This is a genomic window from Aestuariivirga sp. (genome assembly GCF_046093005.1).
GTDB lineage: Bacteria > Pseudomonadota > Alphaproteobacteria > Rhizobiales > Aestuariivirgaceae > Aestuariivirga.
This window is the reverse complement of the sequence record NZ_JBJTER010000200.1, coordinates 1-18779: the sequence shown is the minus strand read 5'-3', so window position 1 is coordinate 18779 and position 18779 is coordinate 1. Positions and strand designations below refer to the sequence as shown.

The 18779-nt window shown below is 66.7% G+C and carries 15 protein-coding genes; 11 read left to right on the top strand and 4 right to left on the bottom strand.

Annotated features, from left to right (window positions below):
* The first annotated feature begins 97 nt into the window (after positions 1-97).
* The 7 genes from ACKOED_RS16975 to ligA all read left to right on the top strand — a co-directional run bounded on the left by ACKOED_RS16975 (position 98) and on the right by ligA (position 9352).
* The gene (locus tag ACKOED_RS16975) at positions 98-319 is read left to right on the top strand and encodes a hypothetical protein (RefSeq protein ID WP_408917811.1); all 222 of its coding nucleotides are present in this window, start codon (positions 98-100) and stop codon (positions 317-319) included.
* Positions 320-421: 102 nt separating this feature from the next.
* Positions 422-1354: an alpha/beta hydrolase gene (locus tag ACKOED_RS16970; RefSeq protein ID WP_408917810.1), complete on the top strand. Its 933-nt coding sequence runs from the start codon at positions 422-424 to the stop codon at positions 1352-1354.
* A gap of 121 nt (positions 1355-1475) precedes the next feature.
* Positions 1476-2786: a hemolysin family protein gene (locus ACKOED_RS16965; protein ID WP_408917809.1), complete on the top strand. Its 1311-nt coding sequence runs from the start codon at positions 1476-1478 to the stop codon at positions 2784-2786.
* A 143-nt stretch (positions 2787-2929) separates the two neighbouring features.
* Positions 2930-4489 (top strand): cell division protein FtsZ, encoded by a 1560-nt coding sequence (gene ftsZ / locus ACKOED_RS16960; RefSeq protein WP_408917808.1) that lies wholly within the window; start codon positions 2930-2932, stop codon positions 4487-4489.
* Positions 4490-4617: 128 nt separating this feature from the next.
* Entirely contained in the window at positions 4618-5523 is a 906-nt protein-coding gene (locus ACKOED_RS16955) for an outer membrane protein assembly factor BamD (protein WP_408917807.1), read from the top strand.
* Between the two features lie 46 nt (positions 5524-5569).
* Positions 5570-7240, top strand: coding sequence for a DNA repair protein RecN (recN, locus tag ACKOED_RS16950; protein WP_408917806.1), 1671 nt, complete (start codon positions 5570-5572; stop codon positions 7238-7240).
* A gap of 3 nt (positions 7241-7243) precedes the next feature.
* The gene (gene ligA, locus ACKOED_RS16945; protein ID WP_408917805.1) at positions 7244-9352 is read left to right on the top strand and encodes an NAD-dependent DNA ligase LigA; all 2109 of its coding nucleotides are present in this window, start codon (positions 7244-7246) and stop codon (positions 9350-9352) included.
* A 52-nt stretch (positions 9353-9404) separates the two neighbouring features.
* Here ligA and ACKOED_RS16940 read toward each other — a convergent pair whose 3' ends face one another.
* From ACKOED_RS16940 to ACKOED_RS16925, 4 genes are read right to left on the bottom strand one after another with little or no spacing between them, the layout of a single operon-like run.
* Entirely contained in the window at positions 9405-10007 is a 603-nt protein-coding gene (locus tag ACKOED_RS16940; protein WP_408917804.1) for a sarcosine oxidase subunit gamma, read from the bottom strand.
* Positions 10000-13008, bottom strand: a complete 3009-nt coding sequence (locus ACKOED_RS16935; RefSeq protein ID WP_408917803.1) for a sarcosine oxidase subunit alpha family protein — start codon at positions 13006-13008, stop codon at positions 10000-10002. Before ACKOED_RS16935 ends, ACKOED_RS16940 begins: the two co-directional genes overlap by 8 nt.
* Positions 13005-13358 carry a sarcosine oxidase subunit delta gene (locus ACKOED_RS16930; protein WP_408917802.1) on the bottom strand — a complete coding sequence of 118 codons (354 nt, stop codon included), beginning with the start codon at positions 13356-13358 and terminating at the stop codon, positions 13005-13007. Before ACKOED_RS16930 ends, ACKOED_RS16935 begins: the two co-directional genes overlap by 4 nt.
* 13 nt (positions 13359-13371) lie before the next feature.
* A complete protein-coding gene (locus ACKOED_RS16925; protein ID WP_408917801.1) occupies positions 13372-14625 on the bottom strand; it encodes a sarcosine oxidase subunit beta family protein in 1254 nt (417 codons plus the stop codon).
* A 163-nt stretch (positions 14626-14788) separates the two neighbouring features.
* Between ACKOED_RS16925 and ccmI the strand changes: the two genes are divergently transcribed.
* The 4 genes from ccmI to ACKOED_RS16905 all read left to right on the top strand — a co-directional run.
* Positions 14789-15889: a c-type cytochrome biogenesis protein CcmI gene (gene ccmI / locus ACKOED_RS16920; protein WP_408917800.1), complete on the top strand. Its 1101-nt coding sequence runs from the start codon at positions 14789-14791 to the stop codon at positions 15887-15889.
* Positions 15886-16332 (top strand): cytochrome c maturation protein CcmE, encoded by a 447-nt coding sequence (gene ccmE / locus ACKOED_RS16915; protein ID WP_408917799.1) that lies wholly within the window; start codon positions 15886-15888, stop codon positions 16330-16332. The genes ccmI and ccmE overlap by 4 nt, the downstream gene beginning before the upstream one ends.
* Entirely contained in the window at positions 16329-18305 is a 1977-nt protein-coding gene (locus ACKOED_RS16910) for a heme lyase CcmF/NrfE family subunit (protein WP_408917798.1), read from the top strand. The genes ccmE and ACKOED_RS16910 overlap by 4 nt, the downstream gene beginning before the upstream one ends.
* A gap of 4 nt (positions 18306-18309) precedes the next feature.
* A partial coding sequence (locus tag ACKOED_RS16905) for a DsbE family thiol:disulfide interchange protein (protein ID WP_408917797.1) occupies positions 18310-18779 on the top strand: 470 nt, incomplete at its 3' end.

Below are 18779 nucleotides of genomic sequence, written 5' to 3'. Positions count from 1 at the left end.
GGACTGTTCGGAGAAGAACAGCGGCGCGCGCAGGATGGTGTGCGTCTTGCCCTCCGCCACATAAGAGCGGAAGTTGGGCGAGGCCTGGACGAACAAGATGTCGAGCGAGCTGGCCGCCCGCCAGGCCTCGCCCAACTTCCGCTCTTATGTGGCGGAGGGCAAGACGCACACCATCCTGCGCGCGCCGCTGTTCTTCTCCGAACAGTCCGGCGGCATGGCCTTCACGGCATGGCTGGCGGCACTTCTGAATGACGGCGAGCTGCCGGGCAATGAGCTCTGCCCCACCTGCCAGGCGCCGCAGACGGTATGCCCGCAATAGGGGGCGGTTGGGCGTTTCTTCCCCCTCTCCCTGCGGCCCTCGCATTCCCGCTGGACAGCAACCCCGATCCATGAGAACGCGCTTTCAGGCAGCGGGTGCGGCATGAGCGTGAATGTGAGAAGCGTGGCCTTTTTCAGCGGCGACGGTGTCAGGGTCGCCGGTGATCTCTACATGAACGGAGAGCCGGACGGACGGCTGAAAGCGCCCGCCATCGTGCTCTGCCAGGGGCTCTCAGGCGAGAAACACAAGGTTCTCCCCGACGTGGCCAGCAGCTTTGCGGCGGCCGGTTATGTAACCCTCGCCTTCGATTACTGCGGCTGTGGCGAGAGCCAGGACCGGCGCGCGCGGCCCTATGTGTTTCCGTCCGAACGCGTCGAGGATGCGCTGAGCGCCATCGCCTATGTCGCCCAGCTGCCGTTTGTGGATAGCGGCCGGATCGGCCTCTACAGCATCAGCTACGGCGGCCCGGTGGCAATCCATGCCGCCGCTTATGACAGGCGCGTCAGGTGCCTGGCCGTTGTCTCCGGGCCTGGCGACGGACCTGCCTTCCTCGCGTCGCTGATGGATCCGCGCGAATGGGAACTCCTCCGCGAGGAGATCGAGGCTGACAGATCGAAGCGCGCCGTGACGGGGAAATCGGCGCTGGTGCCTCTCACCCATATCATCAGGTTTCCGGATTCTTTCTGGGCGCGGTATCGCCGCCTTGGCTCGGCGGACGAAAGCGAGTCCCTGCCGGAGGCTGCTGGCCACGCGCCGGTCCCCATGCTCTCGCTGGAAAGTGCTGACGCGATGATGAGGTCCCTGCCGGGCAGCGTGATGTCTCTCGTGGCGCCAAGACCCATTCTGTTCGTTCACGGCGAGGAGGACGACGTCGCGAAGCCCGCGCTTGCGAGGGAGCTCTTCGACAGGGCCGCCGAACCCAAGCAATTCGTCGCCCTTCCGGGCTTTGACCATATCGGCCTCGACACGGGCGAAGGCCTCAAGCAGCAGGTCGCCCTCGCCCAGCAGTGGTTTGACCGGCACCTCAAGGGCTGAGTTCCGCGGATCACAACTCTCTTGGCCGGTAAGGGCTGGCTCGGCCCCGGCATCCTTGTAACCTGGCGAGCTGCCTCTCGATTTGCACCTTAAGCCCACTGGCGCTATATGCGCGGCCTCCATGCTGACCCTCGAACTTCTGCTGGTGCTGGCGCTGGTGGCTTTGAACGGCCTGCTCGCCATGTCGGAACTGGCTATCGTCTCTTCCCGGATGGGCCGGCTCCGCGCCATGCGCGACCGTGGCGTGGCCGGCGCCCACACGGCGCTTCACCTTGCGGAGAACCCCGGCCGCTTCCTCTCCACCGTTCAGGTGGGGATCACGCTGGTCGGCATCGTGGCCGGCGCTTTTTCCGGCGTGGCGCTGGGCGGGCGGATGGCGGGCTGGCTGGAAGCCGCCGGGCTGCGGCCGGACTATGCCGGGCCGCTCGGCTATGTGATCGTGGTGGCGGCCATCACCTATGTCTCGGTGATCATCGGCGAACTGGTGCCGAAACAGCTGGCGCTCCGCAACCCGGAGGCCATCGCCTGCCGCGTCGCCTATCCCATGGACCTGCTGTCGCGGGTGGCCGCCCCCTTCGTGTGGCTGCTCGACGGGTCCGGCCGGGCGCTGATCCGGCTTCTGGGCCTCAAGCGCGCGGGCGAGGCGATGGTCACCGACGAGGAGATCAAAACGCTGATCGCCGAGGCTGAATCCGCCGGCGTCATCGAAAGCGGCGAGCGCGATATGATCGCCGGGGTCATGCGGCTGGGCGACCGGCCAGTGCGCGCCCTGATGACCCCGATGACCGATATCGACATGGTTGGCCTCGACGACGAGCCCGCCGACATCCGCAAGAAGATTCTGGCCACGCCGCATTCGCGCATTCCGGTGCATGGCGTCAATCCCGAGGAGGTGGTCGGCATCCTGGTCGTCAAGGATGTGGCGGATGTGCTGCTGTCCCGCCGCAAGCTGGAGATCGCCGGCCTCGTGCAGACGGTGCCGGTGATCCCGGAATCCATGCCGGCCCTGGAGGCCATGGAGCTGTTCCGTGGCTCCTCCATCCACATGGCCTTCGTGCAGGATGAATATGGCCGTACGCTGGGCATCGTCACCGCCGCCGACCTGCTGAGCGCGATTGCCGGCAGCCTGGAGCCGGTGGGCGAGGGCGAGACCAGGGCGGTGCAGCGCGATGAGGGCTCCTGGCTGCTCCCCGGCGACATGGCGGTGGACGAGATGGCGGAGCTCATCGGCTTTGCGCTGCCGCCCAAGCGCCGCTACGAGACGGTGGCGGGGCTGGTGATCGACGCTTTCAAGCATCTGCCCTCGCTGGGCCAGGCGGTGAAGCTCGGCAACTGGCGCTTCGAGGTCGTCGACCTCGATGGCCGGCGGGTGGACAAGGTTCTGGCCATGAGGACAGCGGAAACCCACCGCCAGACCGGGCGGCGGGCCTGAGGCTGAAGCGAAGCTTAACCGGATTGGCCGGACCGGCGCATTTTGATTCGTCTGGCCCCGTATGGTTAGCGTTCGTTAACCATTGGTTAGGGAATTGGTAAGAAATATGGTTTCCGGCAAATCAATTCTGGGCGCCAATCACCATGACCATCAACCTTACCGTTCCCTCTCTTTCTGACCTTAAACCCCGCATCACGGTGTTTGGCGTGGGCGGCGCCGGGGGCAACGCCGTCAACAATATGATCGAGAGCCGGCTCGACGGGGTCGAGTTCGTCGTCGCCAACACCGACGCGCAGGCGCTGATGCAGAACGCCGCGCAACGCCGCATTCAAATGGGTACCGCCCTGACACAGGGGCTGGGCGCCGGGTCTCAGCCGCAGATCGGCGCTGCCGCCGCCGAGGAGGCGTTGCCCGAAATCCTCGACCATCTCGCCGGCTCGCACATGGCCTTCATCACCGCCGGCATGGGCGGTGGCACCGGCACAGGTGCGGCGCCAGTCATCGCCCGGGCGGCCAAGGAGCAGGGCATCCTGACCGTGGGCGTGGTCACCAAGCCGTTCCAGTTCGAGGGCATCCGCCGCCAGCAGACCGCCGAGCGCGGCATCGAGCAGCTGGCCAAGCATGTCGACACGCTGATCGTCATTCCGAACCAGAACCTGTTCCGCGTCGCCAATGAGAAGACCACCTTCGCCGCCGCCTTCGCCATGGCCGACCAGGTGCTCTATTCCGGCGTTGCCTCGATCACCGAGCTGATGACCAAGGAAGGCCTGATCAACCTCGATTTCGCCGACGTGCGCGCCATCATGAGCGAGATGGGCCGCGCCATGATGGGCACCGGCGAGGCCTCCGGCGAGAAGCGCGCCATCGAGGCCGCTGAAGCCGCGATCTCCAACCCGCTGCTCGACGACGTGTCGATGCGCGGCGCCCGTGGCCTCCTGATCTCGATCACCGGCGGACCTGACCTGACCCTGTATGAAGTCGATGAGGCCGCGACCCGCATCCGCGAGGAGGTGGACCCGGAAGCCAACATCATCCTCGGCGCCACTTTCGACGAGTCGCTCGAAGGCATGATGCGCGTGTCGGTGGTGGCGACCGGCCTCGCCGCCGAAACGCTCAAGGGCGGCAAGCCCGCCGAAGCGCCCGAAGAGATTGCCGATAAGCCCTCGGTGTTCGGCTGGACCGGCAAGCAACCGGCCACCCCGCGCCCTGCCGTGCAGCCCGCGCCAATGGCGGCCCGCCCGGCGCCCGCATCGCTGCCGCCGGCCCCGCGCCCCGCAGCCGAGCCTGCTCCGGTGGCCGAGGCGGCGCCTGCCGTGGTTCCGGCCGCGGCCGAGCGTCCGGCGCAGCCCGCGCCGCGCCCGGTGCGCATGCCGCCCATCGAAGAGTTCCCGCCGCAGGTGAAGCGGCAGATCGAGGCCCAGCAGAGCCGCATTGAATCGATTGCCGATCACGCGGAAAAGAAGAAGCCGGGGCTGTTCCAGCGCCGCGCCAGCGTTGGCCTCGGCCGCATGGAAGATGCACCGCCTCCGGCCCCAGCGCCGCGCGAACCGGCGATGACGGCGCAGCCGGCGGCATCTGCGCCGCCCGCCACCCGCCCCGCCGCGCCGGCGCCGCGCCCTCAGGCGGCGCCGCAACAGGCGGAACTCAACCTCGACGATGATCAGCTGGAGATTCCGGCCTTCTTGCGCCGCCAATCTAACTAACTGACATAACAGTGAAATCCTGCGAGCCCGGCGGTCACACTTCCGCCGGGTTTGCGGCTTCTATAAGGGTGGTTAATGCGTTGGCCCGGCAGCGGATGAGCCGCCTGGCTTTTGCGGTGGGGTGACGGTTGCAACTGAGATTGACCTTCGCGCGGATGGTGACGGCCGCAAGCCTGGTGGGGCTGCTCGGCGGCTGTTCCTCGGGCCTGATCGATGGCCTGTGGGGTGATGACAACGGCGCGTCTGACTCGGCCTCGGCGGCGCTGTCGGCGGATGTGACGCCGGACTTGATGGCCGCCAGGGACAATGCCGAAGTCGCCAAGGCCTATAACGAGGCGCTGTCCTCGCTCAACGGCGGTTCCACCAAAACGGCGATCAAGCAATTCGCTGAGGTTGAGCGCAAGTTCCCTTATTCCAATTACGCCACGCAATCGATCCTGATGCAGGCCTATGCCAATTACAAAGCGGGCAAATGGGATGACTCGATCAATGCCGCCAACCGTTTCATCACCCTTCATCCCGGCCACCGCGACGTCGGCTATGCTTATTATCTGATCGCCATCTGCCAGTATAATCAGATCAGCGACACCAGGCGCGACCAGTCGGCGACGCTCAAAGCCCTTGCCGCGCTGGAGGAAGTGGCGCAGCGCTTCCCCGGCACGGCCTATGCCGCCGACGCCGAGAAGAAGGTGATCGTGGCGCGCGACCATCTTGCCGGCAAGGAAATGGAAGTTGGCCGTTATTATTACCGCGAGGGGGCCTATCTCGCCGGCATCAACCGCTTCAAGCGGGTGGTGACCGAATATCGCAATACCAGCCAGACGCCGGAAGCGCTCTACCGCCTGACCGAAGGCTATATGGCCCTGGGCGTGCTCTCCGAGGCCCAGACGGCGGCGGCGGTGCTGGGGGCAAACTACCCGGAAACTCAATGGTACCAGGACGCCTACCGCCTGGTGTCGAGCGACGGTCTTGCCCCCGAGGCCAACCAGCAATCGTGGATTTCCAAGGCCTTCGACACCATCAATCCGCTGTAGCGGCGGGCTCTCGCCTCGACGCCCGAATCCGCTATAAACTCGCGGCATGCTGACCGCGCTATCCATCCGCGACATCGTGCTGATCGAGAAGCTCGACATTGCGCTCGACCAGGGCCTCACCGTGCTGACCGGCGAGACTGGCGCTGGCAAGTCGATCCTGCTCGACGCGCTGGGCCTCGCCCTTGGCGCCCGCGGCGATTCCGCCCTGGTGAGGGCGGGCGCGGCGCGTGGCGTGGTGACGGCGGCCTTCGCGCTGGCGCCTGGCCATCCGGCCCTGGCGCTGCTCAAAGAGCAGGGGATCGACGCCGAGGGCGAGCTGGTGATCCGCCGCATTCAGACCGCTGAGGGGCCCAGCCGCGCTTCGGTCAACGACCAGCCGGTGAGCCTCAATCTGCTGCGCCAGCTGGCGGTGGCGCTCGCCGAGATTCACGGCCAGCATGCCGACCGCGCGCTGGTCGATGTCGCCGCCCACCGCCAGTTGCTGGATGCCTTCGGCGGCTTCGAGGCGGAGGCCCGCGAGGTTGCCCAGCTTTGGTCAAGGGTGGCGGCCGCGGACGAAGAACTGGCGGCGCACCGCAGCCTGATGGCGCGCGCCGAAGCCGAGCGCGACTATCTTGAGCATGCCGCGGCGGAACTCCGCGCGCTCGATCCGTTGCCTGGCGAGGAGGAGAAGCTTGCGGAGTCGCGCCAGATGATGATGTCGGCGGAGCAATTCGCCGGCGCGCTGAGCGAGGCCGAGGACGCGCTCGCCGGCGATGGCACCGCGGTGGCGCGGCTCAATGCGGCGCTGCGCAAGCTCGAGCGCCGGCGTGAGGGTGCTGGCGGCAGGCTCGACCGGGTGTGTGCCGCGCTTGACCGGGTGCTGGCCGAAATCGCCGAAAGCGAGCGCGCCATTGCCGAGGCCCGCCGCGCCTTCCAGTTTGATCCCAGGGACCTTGAGAAATCCGAGGAACGCCTGTTCGCGCTGCGCGCCGCCGCGCGCAAGTTCAAGAGCAGCGTCGATACGCTGGCCGATGTGCGCGCCCGCATCGAACGTGACCTGCAGGCGCTGTCGGATGGCGCGGGCCGTTTGGCCGCCCTTGAACAGGCGCATCGGGTGGCGCGCGAGGCCTATGACGCGGCTGCCGAGAAACTCTCGAACAAGCGCCGCAAGACCGCCAGGGCCCTCGACAAGGCGGTGATGGCGGAACTGCCGCCGCTGAAGCTTGAGCGCGCCCGCTTCGCCACGGCGATTGACACCGATGCCGGCAAGCCCGCCGCCCATGGCATCGACCGCGTCGAATTCATGGTGGCCGCCAATCCGGGAACGCCGCTGTCGCCGCTGATGAAAGTGGCCTCTGGCGGCGAACTGGCGCGTTTCATGCTGGCGCTCAAGGTGATCCTCGCCGCCAAGGGCTCGGCGCCGACGCTGATCTTCGATGAGATCGACACCGGCGTGGGTGGCGCGGTGGCCGATGCGATCGGGGCCAGGCTCACGCGGCTTGCCGGGAGCCTGCAGGTTCTCGCCGTCACCCACAGCCCGCAGGTCGCGGCCCGCGCCGCACAACACATGCTGATCTCGAAGATGGAAGAGGTGGCGGGCAAGCGCATGGTGACGCGTGTGCAACCCTTGTCGGCGCAAAGCCGCCGCGAGGAGGTGGCGCGCATGCTGTCCGGCGCCACCGTCACCGAAGCGGCCCGCGCCCAGGCCGATGAGCTGCTGCGGGGCCGGGGGTAGGCAATGGCCGCCAAGCCGCCGGTGCCGGTGGAGGAGTTGAGCGCGCTCGAAGCCGCCGCCGAACTCGCGCATCTGGCGCGCGAAATCGCCCGCCATGACCGCGCTTACTTCGAGCAGGACGCGCCGCTCATCCCGGATGCCGCCTATGACGCGCTGCGCCAGCGCAACGAAGCGATCGAACAGCGCTTTCCCGATCTGGTGCGGGCGGATTCGCCTTCGCGGAAGGTGGGCGCCGGGGCGGCGGAGAAATTCGCCAAGGTCCGCCATGCGGTGCCCATGCTGTCGCTCGCCAACGGCTTCAGCGACGAGGATGTGCGTGATTTCGTGGCCCGTATCCGCCGCTTCCTCGATCTTGACGAAAACGAAGCCGTGGCGATGACCGCCGAACCCAAGATCGACGGTCTGTCGATCTCGCTCCGCTACGAAGACCGCGCCCTGGTCCAGGCGGCCACCCGCGGGGACGGCTATGAGGGCGAGAATGTCACCGCCAATGTGATGACCATCGCCGGCGTTCCGAAGCGGCTGCCAAAATCCGCCCCCGGGCTGATCGAGGTGCGCGGTGAAATCTATATGTCGCAGGACGACTTCGCAGCGCTGAATGCGCGGCAGGCGGAGGCCGGGGCCAAGAGTTTCGCTAATCCGCGCAATGCCGCGGCGGGCTCGCTTCGTCAGCTCGATCCGGCGGTCACCGCGGCGCGGCCGCTCAAGTTCTTTGCCTATGCCTGGGGCGAGGCGCCGGAGCTTCCGGCGGACACCCAGATGGGGGTGATCGAGGCCTTCGCCTCCTGGGGGCTCCCCACCAATCCGCTGATGAAGCTCTGCCGCGCGGTCGATGATCTGCTGGCCCATTATCGCCTGATCGAGAGCCAGCGCGCCGCGCTGGGCTATGACATCGATGGCGTCGTCTACAAGGTGAACCGGCTCGACTGGCAGCAGCGCCTCGGCTTTGTCTCACGCAGCCCGCGCTGGGGCCTGGCGCATAAGTTCTCCGCCGAGAAGGCCAGCACGGTTCTCGAGAAGATCGACATTCAGGTCGGACGCACCGGGGCGCTGACGCCGGTGGCGCGGCTGACCCCCGTCACGGTGGGTGGCGTCGTCGTCACCAATGCGACGCTGCACAATGAAGACGAGATCGCCCGCAAAGACGTGCGCGAAGGCGATACGGTGATCGTGCAGCGGGCTGGCGACGTGATCCCGCAGATCCTCGGCATCGTGGCGGAGAAGCGCCCGGCCCATGCCCGCCCCTACCACTTCCCGGAGACATGCCCGGTCTGCCATTCGCATGCGGTGCGCGAGGAACGCGCCTCTGGCAAGCTCGATGCGGTGCGCCGCTGCACCGGAGGCCTCATCTGCGCCGCCCAGCGCGTTGAACGGCTCAAGCATTTTGCCTCGCGCAACGCCTTCGACATCGAGGGCCTGGGCGACAAGATCATCGCCGGGCTCTATGCCGACGAGCTGATCCAGTGGCCACATGACATTTTCACGCTGGAAGCGCGCGACCGGCGGTCGCTGAAGCGGCTGAAGGACCGCGAAGGCTGGGGCGAGGCCAGCGTGCGCAAGCTGTTTGACGCCATCGACGCCAGGCGCAGCGTGGCGCTGGACCGGTTCATTTTCGCGCTGGGCATCCGCCATGTGGGCGAAACCACCGCCCGGGCGCTGGCGCGGGCTTACGAGACGGCGGAACACTTCCGTGAACGGATGATCGCGGCTGGCGGCATGGCGGGCGACGCCTGGGATGAACTCACCGCCATCGACGGCATCGGCGAGGTTGTGGCCGAGGCGCTGGTTCAGTTCTTCGCCGAGCCGCACAACCGCGAGGCCGTGGACGAACTCCTGAAGCACGTAACGGTGACTGCCCTCGAAGCCCGCAGCGCGTCATCGCCCGTGTCCGGCAAGACCGTGGTGTTCACCGGTGCTCTTGAACGCATGACGCGCGAGGAAGCGAAAGCCATGGCGGAAAGGCTGGGCGCCAAGGTGGCCGGCAGCGTATCGAAGAAGACCGATCTGCTGGTTGCGGGGCCGGGCGCCGGCTCGAAGCTGAAGGACGCCGGGAAGCATGGCGTTGAGGTGATCGACGAAGCTGAATGGTTCCGCCGCGTGGGCGCAATCTGAGCCGCTCCCCGAGCCGTCAGGCGTGGTCTGCCAAAGCGAGACGCTTACCCCGTCACACCGGCGCTGGTTGCGGGCCGAACAGCCTCACACGCGCCTGATCCTTCGCGGTGGCGCAGAGAAAGTCCCAGGCATAGCGCGCGTAGGACCTGAAGACGTAGATGTCGAACACGTTGTCATCCACCACGTGCAGCAGTGCCGCGATCTCCGCGAAGCGCATGCGCTTGCAGAAGCCCGGCACGATCCCGGCGGACAGAAGATCGAGCGACGTGCCCTTCATCAGGATTTCGCGGGCGCCGCCGCCCTCCATGCGGATCACCGCGCGCATGTCCGAGACATCGACCGCCAGCGCATGAACGCCGGTGAGCGCGGCCCCGAGGCGCGCCAGGATATCCGCGGTGTTGGTCCGTGGGCAGAGGATCAGCCACTGGTCGACCGACAGCCACAGGGCGGTGACGCCGCCTGCCGTGGCCGTGGTGCGCGGCCTGACGGGAAGTTCGAAGCCCAGCGCAGTCCGGGCGCCCGCCATGAAGGCGGCATCCGCGGCAAGGCCGCGCAGGTCGATCATGCCCTGGCCTGTCACCTCGCGCAGAGAAACGGCAAGCCCGGCGGGGGCTTCCACGCCGGCGAGCGGCGTCTGGTGAGAGAGCTCAGACATTCAGCTTGGCCCCTTCCTTGTCGTAGAACACGGTATCGGTGATCTTGGCCTTGACGACCTTGCCGCCCGGCAGCGGGAAGCAGATGGTTTCGCCCATGCGCGAGCGGCCGTTCTCGATCAGCGCCATGGCGATGGAGCGGCCGAGCGTGGGCGAACGGTAGCTCGAGGTCACTTGGCCGATCATCTCCATCGGCGGCTTGTCCTTCACCTGGCGCACCGCATAGGCGCCGTCGGGCAGCACCTCGTTGGGGTCCTCGGTGAGAAGGCCAACCAGCTGCTTGCGGTTGGGGCCCTTGAGATAGGACTGTTCCAGCGAGCGTTTGCCGATGAAATCCGGCTTCTTCTTCGAAACCAGCCCGTCGAGGCCCACGTCGATGGGCGTCGTGGTGCCGTCGGTTTCATCGCCCACCACGATATAGCCCTTCTCGGCGCGCAGCACATGCAGCGCCTCGGTGCCATAGGGCTCGATGCCGAACTCGGCACCCGCCGCGAGAATGTCCTTCCACAGCGCCAGGCCGTGATTGGAAGGCGTCGCCACCTCATAGGAGAGCTCGCCCGAGAAGCTGATGCGGAACACCCGCACCGGGTAGCCCCCCAGCCTGCCTTCCACGAAGGACATATGCGGCAGCGCCTCGTTTGAAAGATCGAAGGACGGATCGAGCTTCCGCAGCACTTCGCGCGCCCTGGGCCCGGCGATGGCGAACTGCGACCACTGCTCGGTGACGGGGGTGACGAACACCCGGTAATGCGTCCACTCGGTCTGCAGCCATTCCTCGAGCCAGGCGGCGATGCGGTCGGCGCCGCCCGAGGTGGTGTGCATCAGGAAATGATCCGCGGCGAGGCGCACCGTGACACCGTCATCGGTGAGGAAGCCCAGCTCGTTCATCATCAGCCCGTAGCGGCACTTGCCCACTTTCAGCGTCGAGAACGTATTGGTGTACATGTGGTCGAGGAATTCCGCCGCGTCCGGCCCCTTGATCTCGATCTTGCCCAGGGTGGAGGCATCGAGCAGGCCTACTTTATTCCGTACACAGAGGATTTCACGGTCAATCGATGCGTGCTTGTCCTCGCCGGCGCGGGGATAGGTGTAGGCGCGCCGCCACTGGCCCACCGGCTCGAAGATGGCGCCCTGGTCGACATGCCAATCGTAGATGGCCGTGCGCCGGACCGGCAGGAATAATAGCCTGGTCAGCGTGCCGGCGATGGACCCGAAGGAGAACGGCGTATAGGGCGGGCGGAAGGTGGTGACGCCGATTTCCGGAATGGTCTTGCCGGTCGCCTCCGAGAGAATGCCAAGCCCGTTGATGTTCGACGTCTTGCCCTGGTCGGTGGCCATGCCGAACGTGGTGTAGCGCTTGGTGTGCTCCACCGATTCATAGCCTTCGCGCTGCGCAAGCTCGAGGTCGGCCGCCGTCACGTCATTCTGGAAGTCGATGAAGTGCTTGTTGCCTTCATTGTACTTGCCGGTGGCCGGCGCGAACCAGATCGGCTCCAGCGGCTGCTGGGCAGCCTCGCTGACCGCGGGTACGGCGTGGACATTGCCCGCGCCCGCGAGCCTGGACCCCGCCGCATGGGCCTCTTCCAGGATCTGGGAGAGCGCGAAGCTGCCGTTCGCTGCACCCACCGCGGTGATCCGGTCGGCATGGCGGTCAGGGCGGAAGGATTGCAGCGCGTCGTCGAAGCGGATCTTGCCGCCATTGTGGCACCACAGATGCAGCGCCGGGTTCCAGCCGCCGGACATGGCGACGAAATCGCAGGTGACGCGCGCCTCCTTGATGACCCGGCCCTGGCCCTTGCGGTAGGACGCAACCTTGACATCGGTGATCTCGAGGCCGCCCCAGCCCGTGTTGACGGCGGAAATCACCGAGCCGGTATCGACGGCGATGCCGGCCTCGCGCGCCTTGGCGGCAAGCGGCCCCTCGGCCCGCGCCCGGGAATCGACCACCCGCACGCCAACGCCCGCGGTCTTCAGCACCAGCGCCGTCTGATAGGCATCGTCATTGTTGGTGAACACCACGCCGGAGGCCCCGGGGGCCACGCCGTAGCGCTCCACGAGTCCGCGCGCGGCTGAAGCCAGCATCACGCCCGGCCGGTCATTGTTGGCAAAGGCGATCGGCCGCTCGATGGCGCCAGAGGCCAGGATCACCTGATGCGCGCGCACCTTCCACAGCCGGTGGCGCGGCGTGCCGCTTGCGCAAAGCGCTGGGTCATGGTCGCCAAGGCGTTCGAACAGCATCACGAAATTATGATGCCAGTGGCCGACCACGGTGGTGCGCGGCAGCACATGGACATTCTCCGCGCCCGCGAGTTTCGCTGCCCTGGATGCCGCCCATTCGGCCTGCGCCTGGCCGTCGATGCTGCCGCCCGAGATATCGGCAATGCCGCCGAAGCGCGGGTTCTCGTCGGCGATGATCACCCTGGCGCCCGCCGCCGCCGCGGCCTCGGCGGCAGCGAGGCCCGCGACCCCGGCGCCGATCACCAGCACGTCGCAATGGACGTGGATCTGCTCATAGCTGTCCGGATCGCGGCCATCAGCGGCCTTGCCGAGGCCGGCGGCGCGGCGGATGAACGGTTCATAGACGTGTTTCCAGAACGACGCCGGCCACATGAAGGTCTTGTAGTAGAAGCCGCCGGGGAAGAAGCGCGACAGCGAGTTGTTGATGGCGCCGACATCGAAATTGAGCGACGGCCAGCGGTTCTGCGACACGGCGCTCAGGCCGTTGTAGAGTTCGATCTGGGTGGCGCGCAGGTTGGGCTCGTGGCGGGCTCCTTCGCCCACCCCGATCAGCGCGTTCATTTCCTCCGCACCAAGCCCCACCACGCCGCGCGGGCGGTGATATTTGAAGCTGCGGCCGAACACCCGCTGCCCGGATGCCATGACGGCGGAGGCGACCGTGTCGCCCTGGAAGGCGGGCAGCGTCTTGCCATCGAAAGAGAAGGAGATCTTCTTGCCGCGGTCGACATAGCGCCCGCCGGCGGCCAGGCGATAGGGCTTGCTCATGACTTGCCCTCCGCCGCGAGCCTTTTCGCGAAATACGCCGCCCACTGGCCTTTGGCCTGGGCGATCACCTCGGCGGGCGGCAGTTCGGAAATGCCGTAGAAGGCCTTGAACTCCATCGTCACCGTGTCGCGCGCCGCGTGGAACCACTTGCCGCAGCCGCGGTCACAGCGCCAGCGCTCGAAATGCAGGCCCTTGGGATTGATGCGGATAAACAGATAGTCGCGCTGCTCGGCATCGCTGACATGGGCCGGGTCATGGCTGGCCGGGCGGCGGATATGCGCCTGGCCGCCGGCATGGAAGTCGGTCTCGTCACCTTCGGCGCCGCAGACCGGGCATTTGACGACTAGCATCTCTGTGTCACTCCTAGTGAGCCACCGCCGCCGCGACGCTTTCGTCGATCAGGCGGCCTTCCTCGAAGCGGTTGAGGCCAAAGGGCGCCGCGATCGGGTGTGGGCGGTCATTGGCGATGGTGTCGGCGAACACCCAGCCCGAGCCGGGAATGGCTTTGAACCCGCCGGTGCCCCAGCCGCAGTTGACGTAGAGCCCGTCGACCGGCGTCTTGGAGATAATGGGCGAGCGGTCTCCCGTCATGTCCACGATGCCGCCCCACAGCCTCAGCATGCGCAGCCTGGAGATGATCGGGAAGGTCTCGACGAGGGCCGCCACCGTGTGTTCCAGCGCCGGGAAGGAGCCGCGCTGCGAATAATTGTTATAGGGGTCGGTGCCGCCGCCGATCACCAGCTCGCCCTTGTCCGACTGGCTCATGTAGCCGTGCACGGTGTTGGCCATCACCACGCAGTCGATCACCGGCTTGATCGGCTCGGAGACCAGCGCCTGCAGGCACTGGCTCTCGATCGGCATGCGCACGCCCGCCATGTCCATGACCGTGGTCACATGGCCGGCGGTGACGACGCCGATCTTCCGCGTCTTGATCGTGCCGCGCGTCGTTTCGAGGCCGGTCACCTGGTTGCCGTCGCGCAGGATGCCGGTGACCTCGCAGTTCTGGATCACATCGACGCCCATCGAGTCAGCGCCGCGGGCATAGCCCCAGGCCACCGCGTCATGGCGGCCGGTGCCGCCGCGCGGCTGGTAGTAGGCGCCGAGAATCGGGTAGCGGCAATTGGGATCGTCGTTGATGATCGGTACGATCTCCTTCACCTCGGCGGGCGTCACCATGCGGCAGTCCAGCCCGGCCAGGCGGTTGGCATGGGCGGTGCGCTGGAAGGCGCGGAACTCGTGCTGCGTCTGGCACAGCATCAGCACGCCACGCGGGCTGAACATCATGTTGTAGTTGAGGTCCTGCGACAGGTCCTCGTAGAGCGAGCGCGACAGCTCATAGATGGCGATCGACGGGTCCTGCAGGTAGTTGGAGCGGATGATGGTGGTGTTGCGCCCGGTATTGCCGCCGCCCAGCCAGCCCTTTTCCACCACCGCGATGTTGGTCATCTTGTGGTTCTTGGCAAGGTAATAGGCGGTGGCCAGGCCATGGCCGCCGGCGCCGACGATCACGGCGTCGTACTCCGCCTTGGGATTGGGCGAGCGCCAGGCGCGCTCCCAGTCCTTGTGATAGTTCATGGCGTTTCGCGCGAGCGAAAACACGGAATAGCGAGGCTTCATCGGGATCGCGTCCTTGCAACTGATCCGGCTTGTAACAAAAGCCGCTTGACGCCTCCAAGGGATTTCCGACACCCGGAGCCCGCCATGCGACAAAGCGACCGGGAATTGGCCATCCGGGATGAATTGCCTTAATACCGCCTAACGGAATATCTCATGGAACATCATGGTTTGGATTGTTTTCGGGCTAATGACCGCGGCGGTGATAGCGGCGCTCCTGCTCCCGGTGGTGCGGTGGGGGGCCAGGGCTTCGGTCGCTGACCGCAATGCCTATGACCGCGCGGTGTTCCGTGACCAGCTTTCCGAGCTTGAGCGTGACGTGGCGCGCGGCATGATCGGCCCGGCCGAAGCCGAGGCCGCCCGCAACGAAATTTCCCGCCGCCTGATTGCGGTCTCCGGCACTGACCCCGGCAAGCCCGGCGTTGGCCGCGCCGCGCCCTGGGCGGCGCTGGCGCTGGCGGGGCTGGTGCCGCTGGTGGCGCTGCCGCTCTATCTCAAGTCGGGCAGCCCGCAGATGCCGGATGTGCCGCTGGCCCAGCGCATGGCACAGGCCGAGGCGGCGGGTGACTTCGACGCGCTGATCGTCAAGGTCGAGCAGCATCTCGCCAGGAACCCGGATGATCTCGAAGGCTGGAAGGTGCTTGCCCCCAACTACAGCCGGGCGATGCGGTGGGATGATGCCGCCGAGGCCTATCGCAACGTCCTGCGCCTGTCGCCGCCCGATGCCGCGACGCTTGCCGCCTATGGCGAGTCCATGGTGATGGCCAATGAGGGCATGGTGCCCGCCGCCGCGCATGAGCAGTTCCGCAAGGCGCTGGCGCTTGACCCCAAGCTGCCGGTTGCCCGTTTCTATGATGCGCTGGCGCTCAAGCAGGAGGGCAAGGCCGCCGCCGCGACGGCTGCCTTCGAAGCTTTCCTGAAGGATACGCCGGAAGATGCGCCATGGCGTCAGATGCTGCTGGCCGAACTCCAGGACATGAGCGCCAGGCCCCCGGCGCTCGATGCGCAGACCATGAAAGACGCCGCCGGCATGAGCGGGGATGACCAGCAGGCGATGATCCGCTCGATGGTTGAAGGCCTCGATGAGCGGCTGGCCGCCAGTCCGGACGATCTCGGCGGCTGGCTGCGGCTGATCCGCGCCCGCGTCGTTCTTGGCGAGACGGACAAGGCCAGGGCGGCTTATGATCGCGCCCGGAACCAGTTCGCCGGCAACCCGGACGCGCTGGCCCAGATCGACAGCCTGGCGAAGGACATGAAGATCGAATGACCCGGAAGCAGAAACGCCTGTCGCTCATCCTCGGCGGCCTCGCCGTGCTGGGGCTTGCAGCCGGGCTTGTGCTCTATGCGCTGTCGGGCACCATCACCTTCTTCCACACGCCCAGCGATCTGGCGGAAACCGGCGTCAAGCCGGGCCAGCGCATCAGGCTCGGCGGCATGGTGGAGCAGGGGAGCGTCAACAAGGGGCCCGGCACCCTCACCACATTCGTGGTTACCGACCAGATCGGCGCCATCACAGTCTCCTACAACGGCATCCTCCCCGACCTGTTCCGCGAGGGCCAGGGCGTGGTGACCGAGGGCAAGCTGCAGGAGGACGGCAGCTTTGTGGCGGATACGGTGCTCGCCAAGCATGACGAGAACTACATGCCGCGCGAGCTTGCGGAGAGTCTCAAGGAAAAGGGCGTCAAGCTCGGAAAGGGAGCGGAGCAATGATTGCCGAGATCGGGCATTTCGCCCTCATACTCGCGGTGGGCGTGGCGCTTTACCAGTTCGTGGTGCCGCTCTATGGCGCGCAACGCGGCGATGCCGGGCTGATGCGCGCCGGGCTCTCGGCTGCGGTGCTGCAGCTGGGCCTCGTCGCCGTGGCCTTCGCGGCGCTCACCCATGCCTATGTGATTTCGGACTTCTCGGTCGAGAACGTGGCCGCCAATTCGCATTCCGCCAAGCCGTTCATCTACAAGATCAGCGGCGTATGGGGGAACCACGAAGGCTCGATGCTGCTGTGGGTGCTGATCCTGGCGCTCTATGGCAGCGCGGTGGCGCTGTTCGGCGGCAACCTGCCGGATGCGCTCCGCGCCCGCGTGGTGGCGGTGCAGGGTTCGGTCGGGCTCGCCTTCCTGCTGTTCATCGTGCTCACCTCGAACCCGTTCCTGAGGCTGGACCCGCCGCCCATCGAAGGCAACGGCCTGAACCCGATCCTGCAGGACCCGGCCCTCGCCTTCCACCCGCCGTTCCTTTACGCGGGCTATGTCGGGCTCTCCATTGCCTTTGCCTTCGCCGTCGCCGCGTTGATCGAGGGCAGGGTCGATGCCGCCTGGGCGCGCTGGGTCAGGCCGTGGACGCTCGCCGCCTGGATGTTTCTCACAGTGGGCATCGCCATGGGCTCGTGGTGGGCTTACTACGAACTGGGCTGGGGCGGCTGGTGGTTCTGGGATCCGGTCGAGAACGCCTCGCTGATGCCCTGGCTCGCCGCGACCGCGCTGATGCATTCGGTGAGCGTGCTGGCGGCGCGCGATGCGCTCAGGACGTGGACGATCATGCTGGGTGTGCTGGCGTTTTCGATGTCGATGCTGGGGACGTTCCTGGTGCGATCGGGGGTGCTGACCAGCGTCCATGCCTTCGCGGTCGATCCTGAACGCGGGGCGTTCATCCTCGGCCTGCTGGGGCTCTATATTGGCGGGGCCTTCACCATCTTCGCCCTGCGCGCCGGGGCTGTGGCCGAGGGCAAGCGCTTCGCCGCGATGAGCCGAGAAGGCGCGCTGGTGTTCAACAATGTGATGCTCTCGGCGATCCTGGCGATCGTGCTGCTGGGCACGCTCTACCCGCTGCTGACCGAGGCTTTCGATGTGCGCGTCAGCGTCGGCCCGCCGTACTTCAATCCGGCCTCGTCGATCTTCGCGGTGCCGATGCTGCTGGTGATGGCGGTCGGGCCGCTGCTGCGCTGGAAGCAGGACAAGCCCGCGCGGCTGCAATTCGAGCTGGCGCTGATCGCGGCGCTGGTGATCGGAGTGATCGCTCTGGTGAGCTTTTTCGGCCAGTATCCGCTGCTGCCGCTGCTCGGCCTCGGGCTGGCGGCGGCACTGGCGGTGGCGGCGCTTTTGCCGCTGCGTGGTCGCAATGTCATGCGCATGCCGTTGTCGACCTGGGGCATGGTCATTGCGCATTTCGGTGTCGCCGTGTCGCTGTTCGGGATGGCGTGCGAGGGTGCTTTTTCCGAAGAGCGCCTTGCCGCGGTTGCTCCCGGCGGGACCGAGCAGATCGGCGATTTCGCGGTGACGCTCGACAGCGTGACGCCGGTGGCCGGGCCGAACTGGACCGCCATCGAGGCGCGCCTTGCGGTGCGGCAGGGTGGCGGGGAGCCGGTGATCCTCAGCCCCCAGGCGCGCAATTTCTGGACGCCGCCCCAGTCGACCTCTGAAAGCGCGCTGCTAACCCGCTGGAATGGGCAGCTTTATGCGGTGATCGGGCAGCAGGCCGAAGATGGTCGCTGGCAGATCCGCATCTGGTGGAAGCCATTCGTGACTTTCATCTGGTATGGCGGGCTGTTGATTGCGCTCGGCGGCATTCTGGCGATTGCGGGCCGGGTACGGGTCGATCTGAAGCGCCGGGTGGCCAGCACCAAGGGCGCCCAGCGCCGCGCCGACCTCGAAGCCCTGGGCGCCGCCGCCCCGCTGCCTGCGGAATAGGCCGATGCGATCGAAGCTGCTGCTGTGGGTGCCGCTCGCCCTGTTCGCCTTCTTTGCGGGGCTGGCGGGCTATATGCTGACGCAGGAGAAGGACCAGTTCGTCGAAAGCGCGATGATCGGGCAATCCCTGCCCGCCTTCGCGCTTGCCCCGGCCTATGACGGACTGCCCGGCGCCAGCACTGCCGATTTCACCGGCAAGCCAAAGCTGCTCAATATCTGGGCAAGCTGGTGCACCCCCTGCATTGCCGAGGCTCCGCATCTTGAAGCGCTCAGGGCGCAAGGTGCCGAAATTATAGGCATCGCCATCCGTGACCGGCCCGAAGCCGTGGCCGGCTTCCTCGCGCGCTACGGCAACCCCTATGCCCGGATCGGCAGCGATCCGATTTCCGAGGTGCAGCTGGGGATCGGCTCTTCGGGGGTGCCCGAGACCTTCGTGATCGATGCCAAGGGCGTGATCCGCTATCAGCATATCGG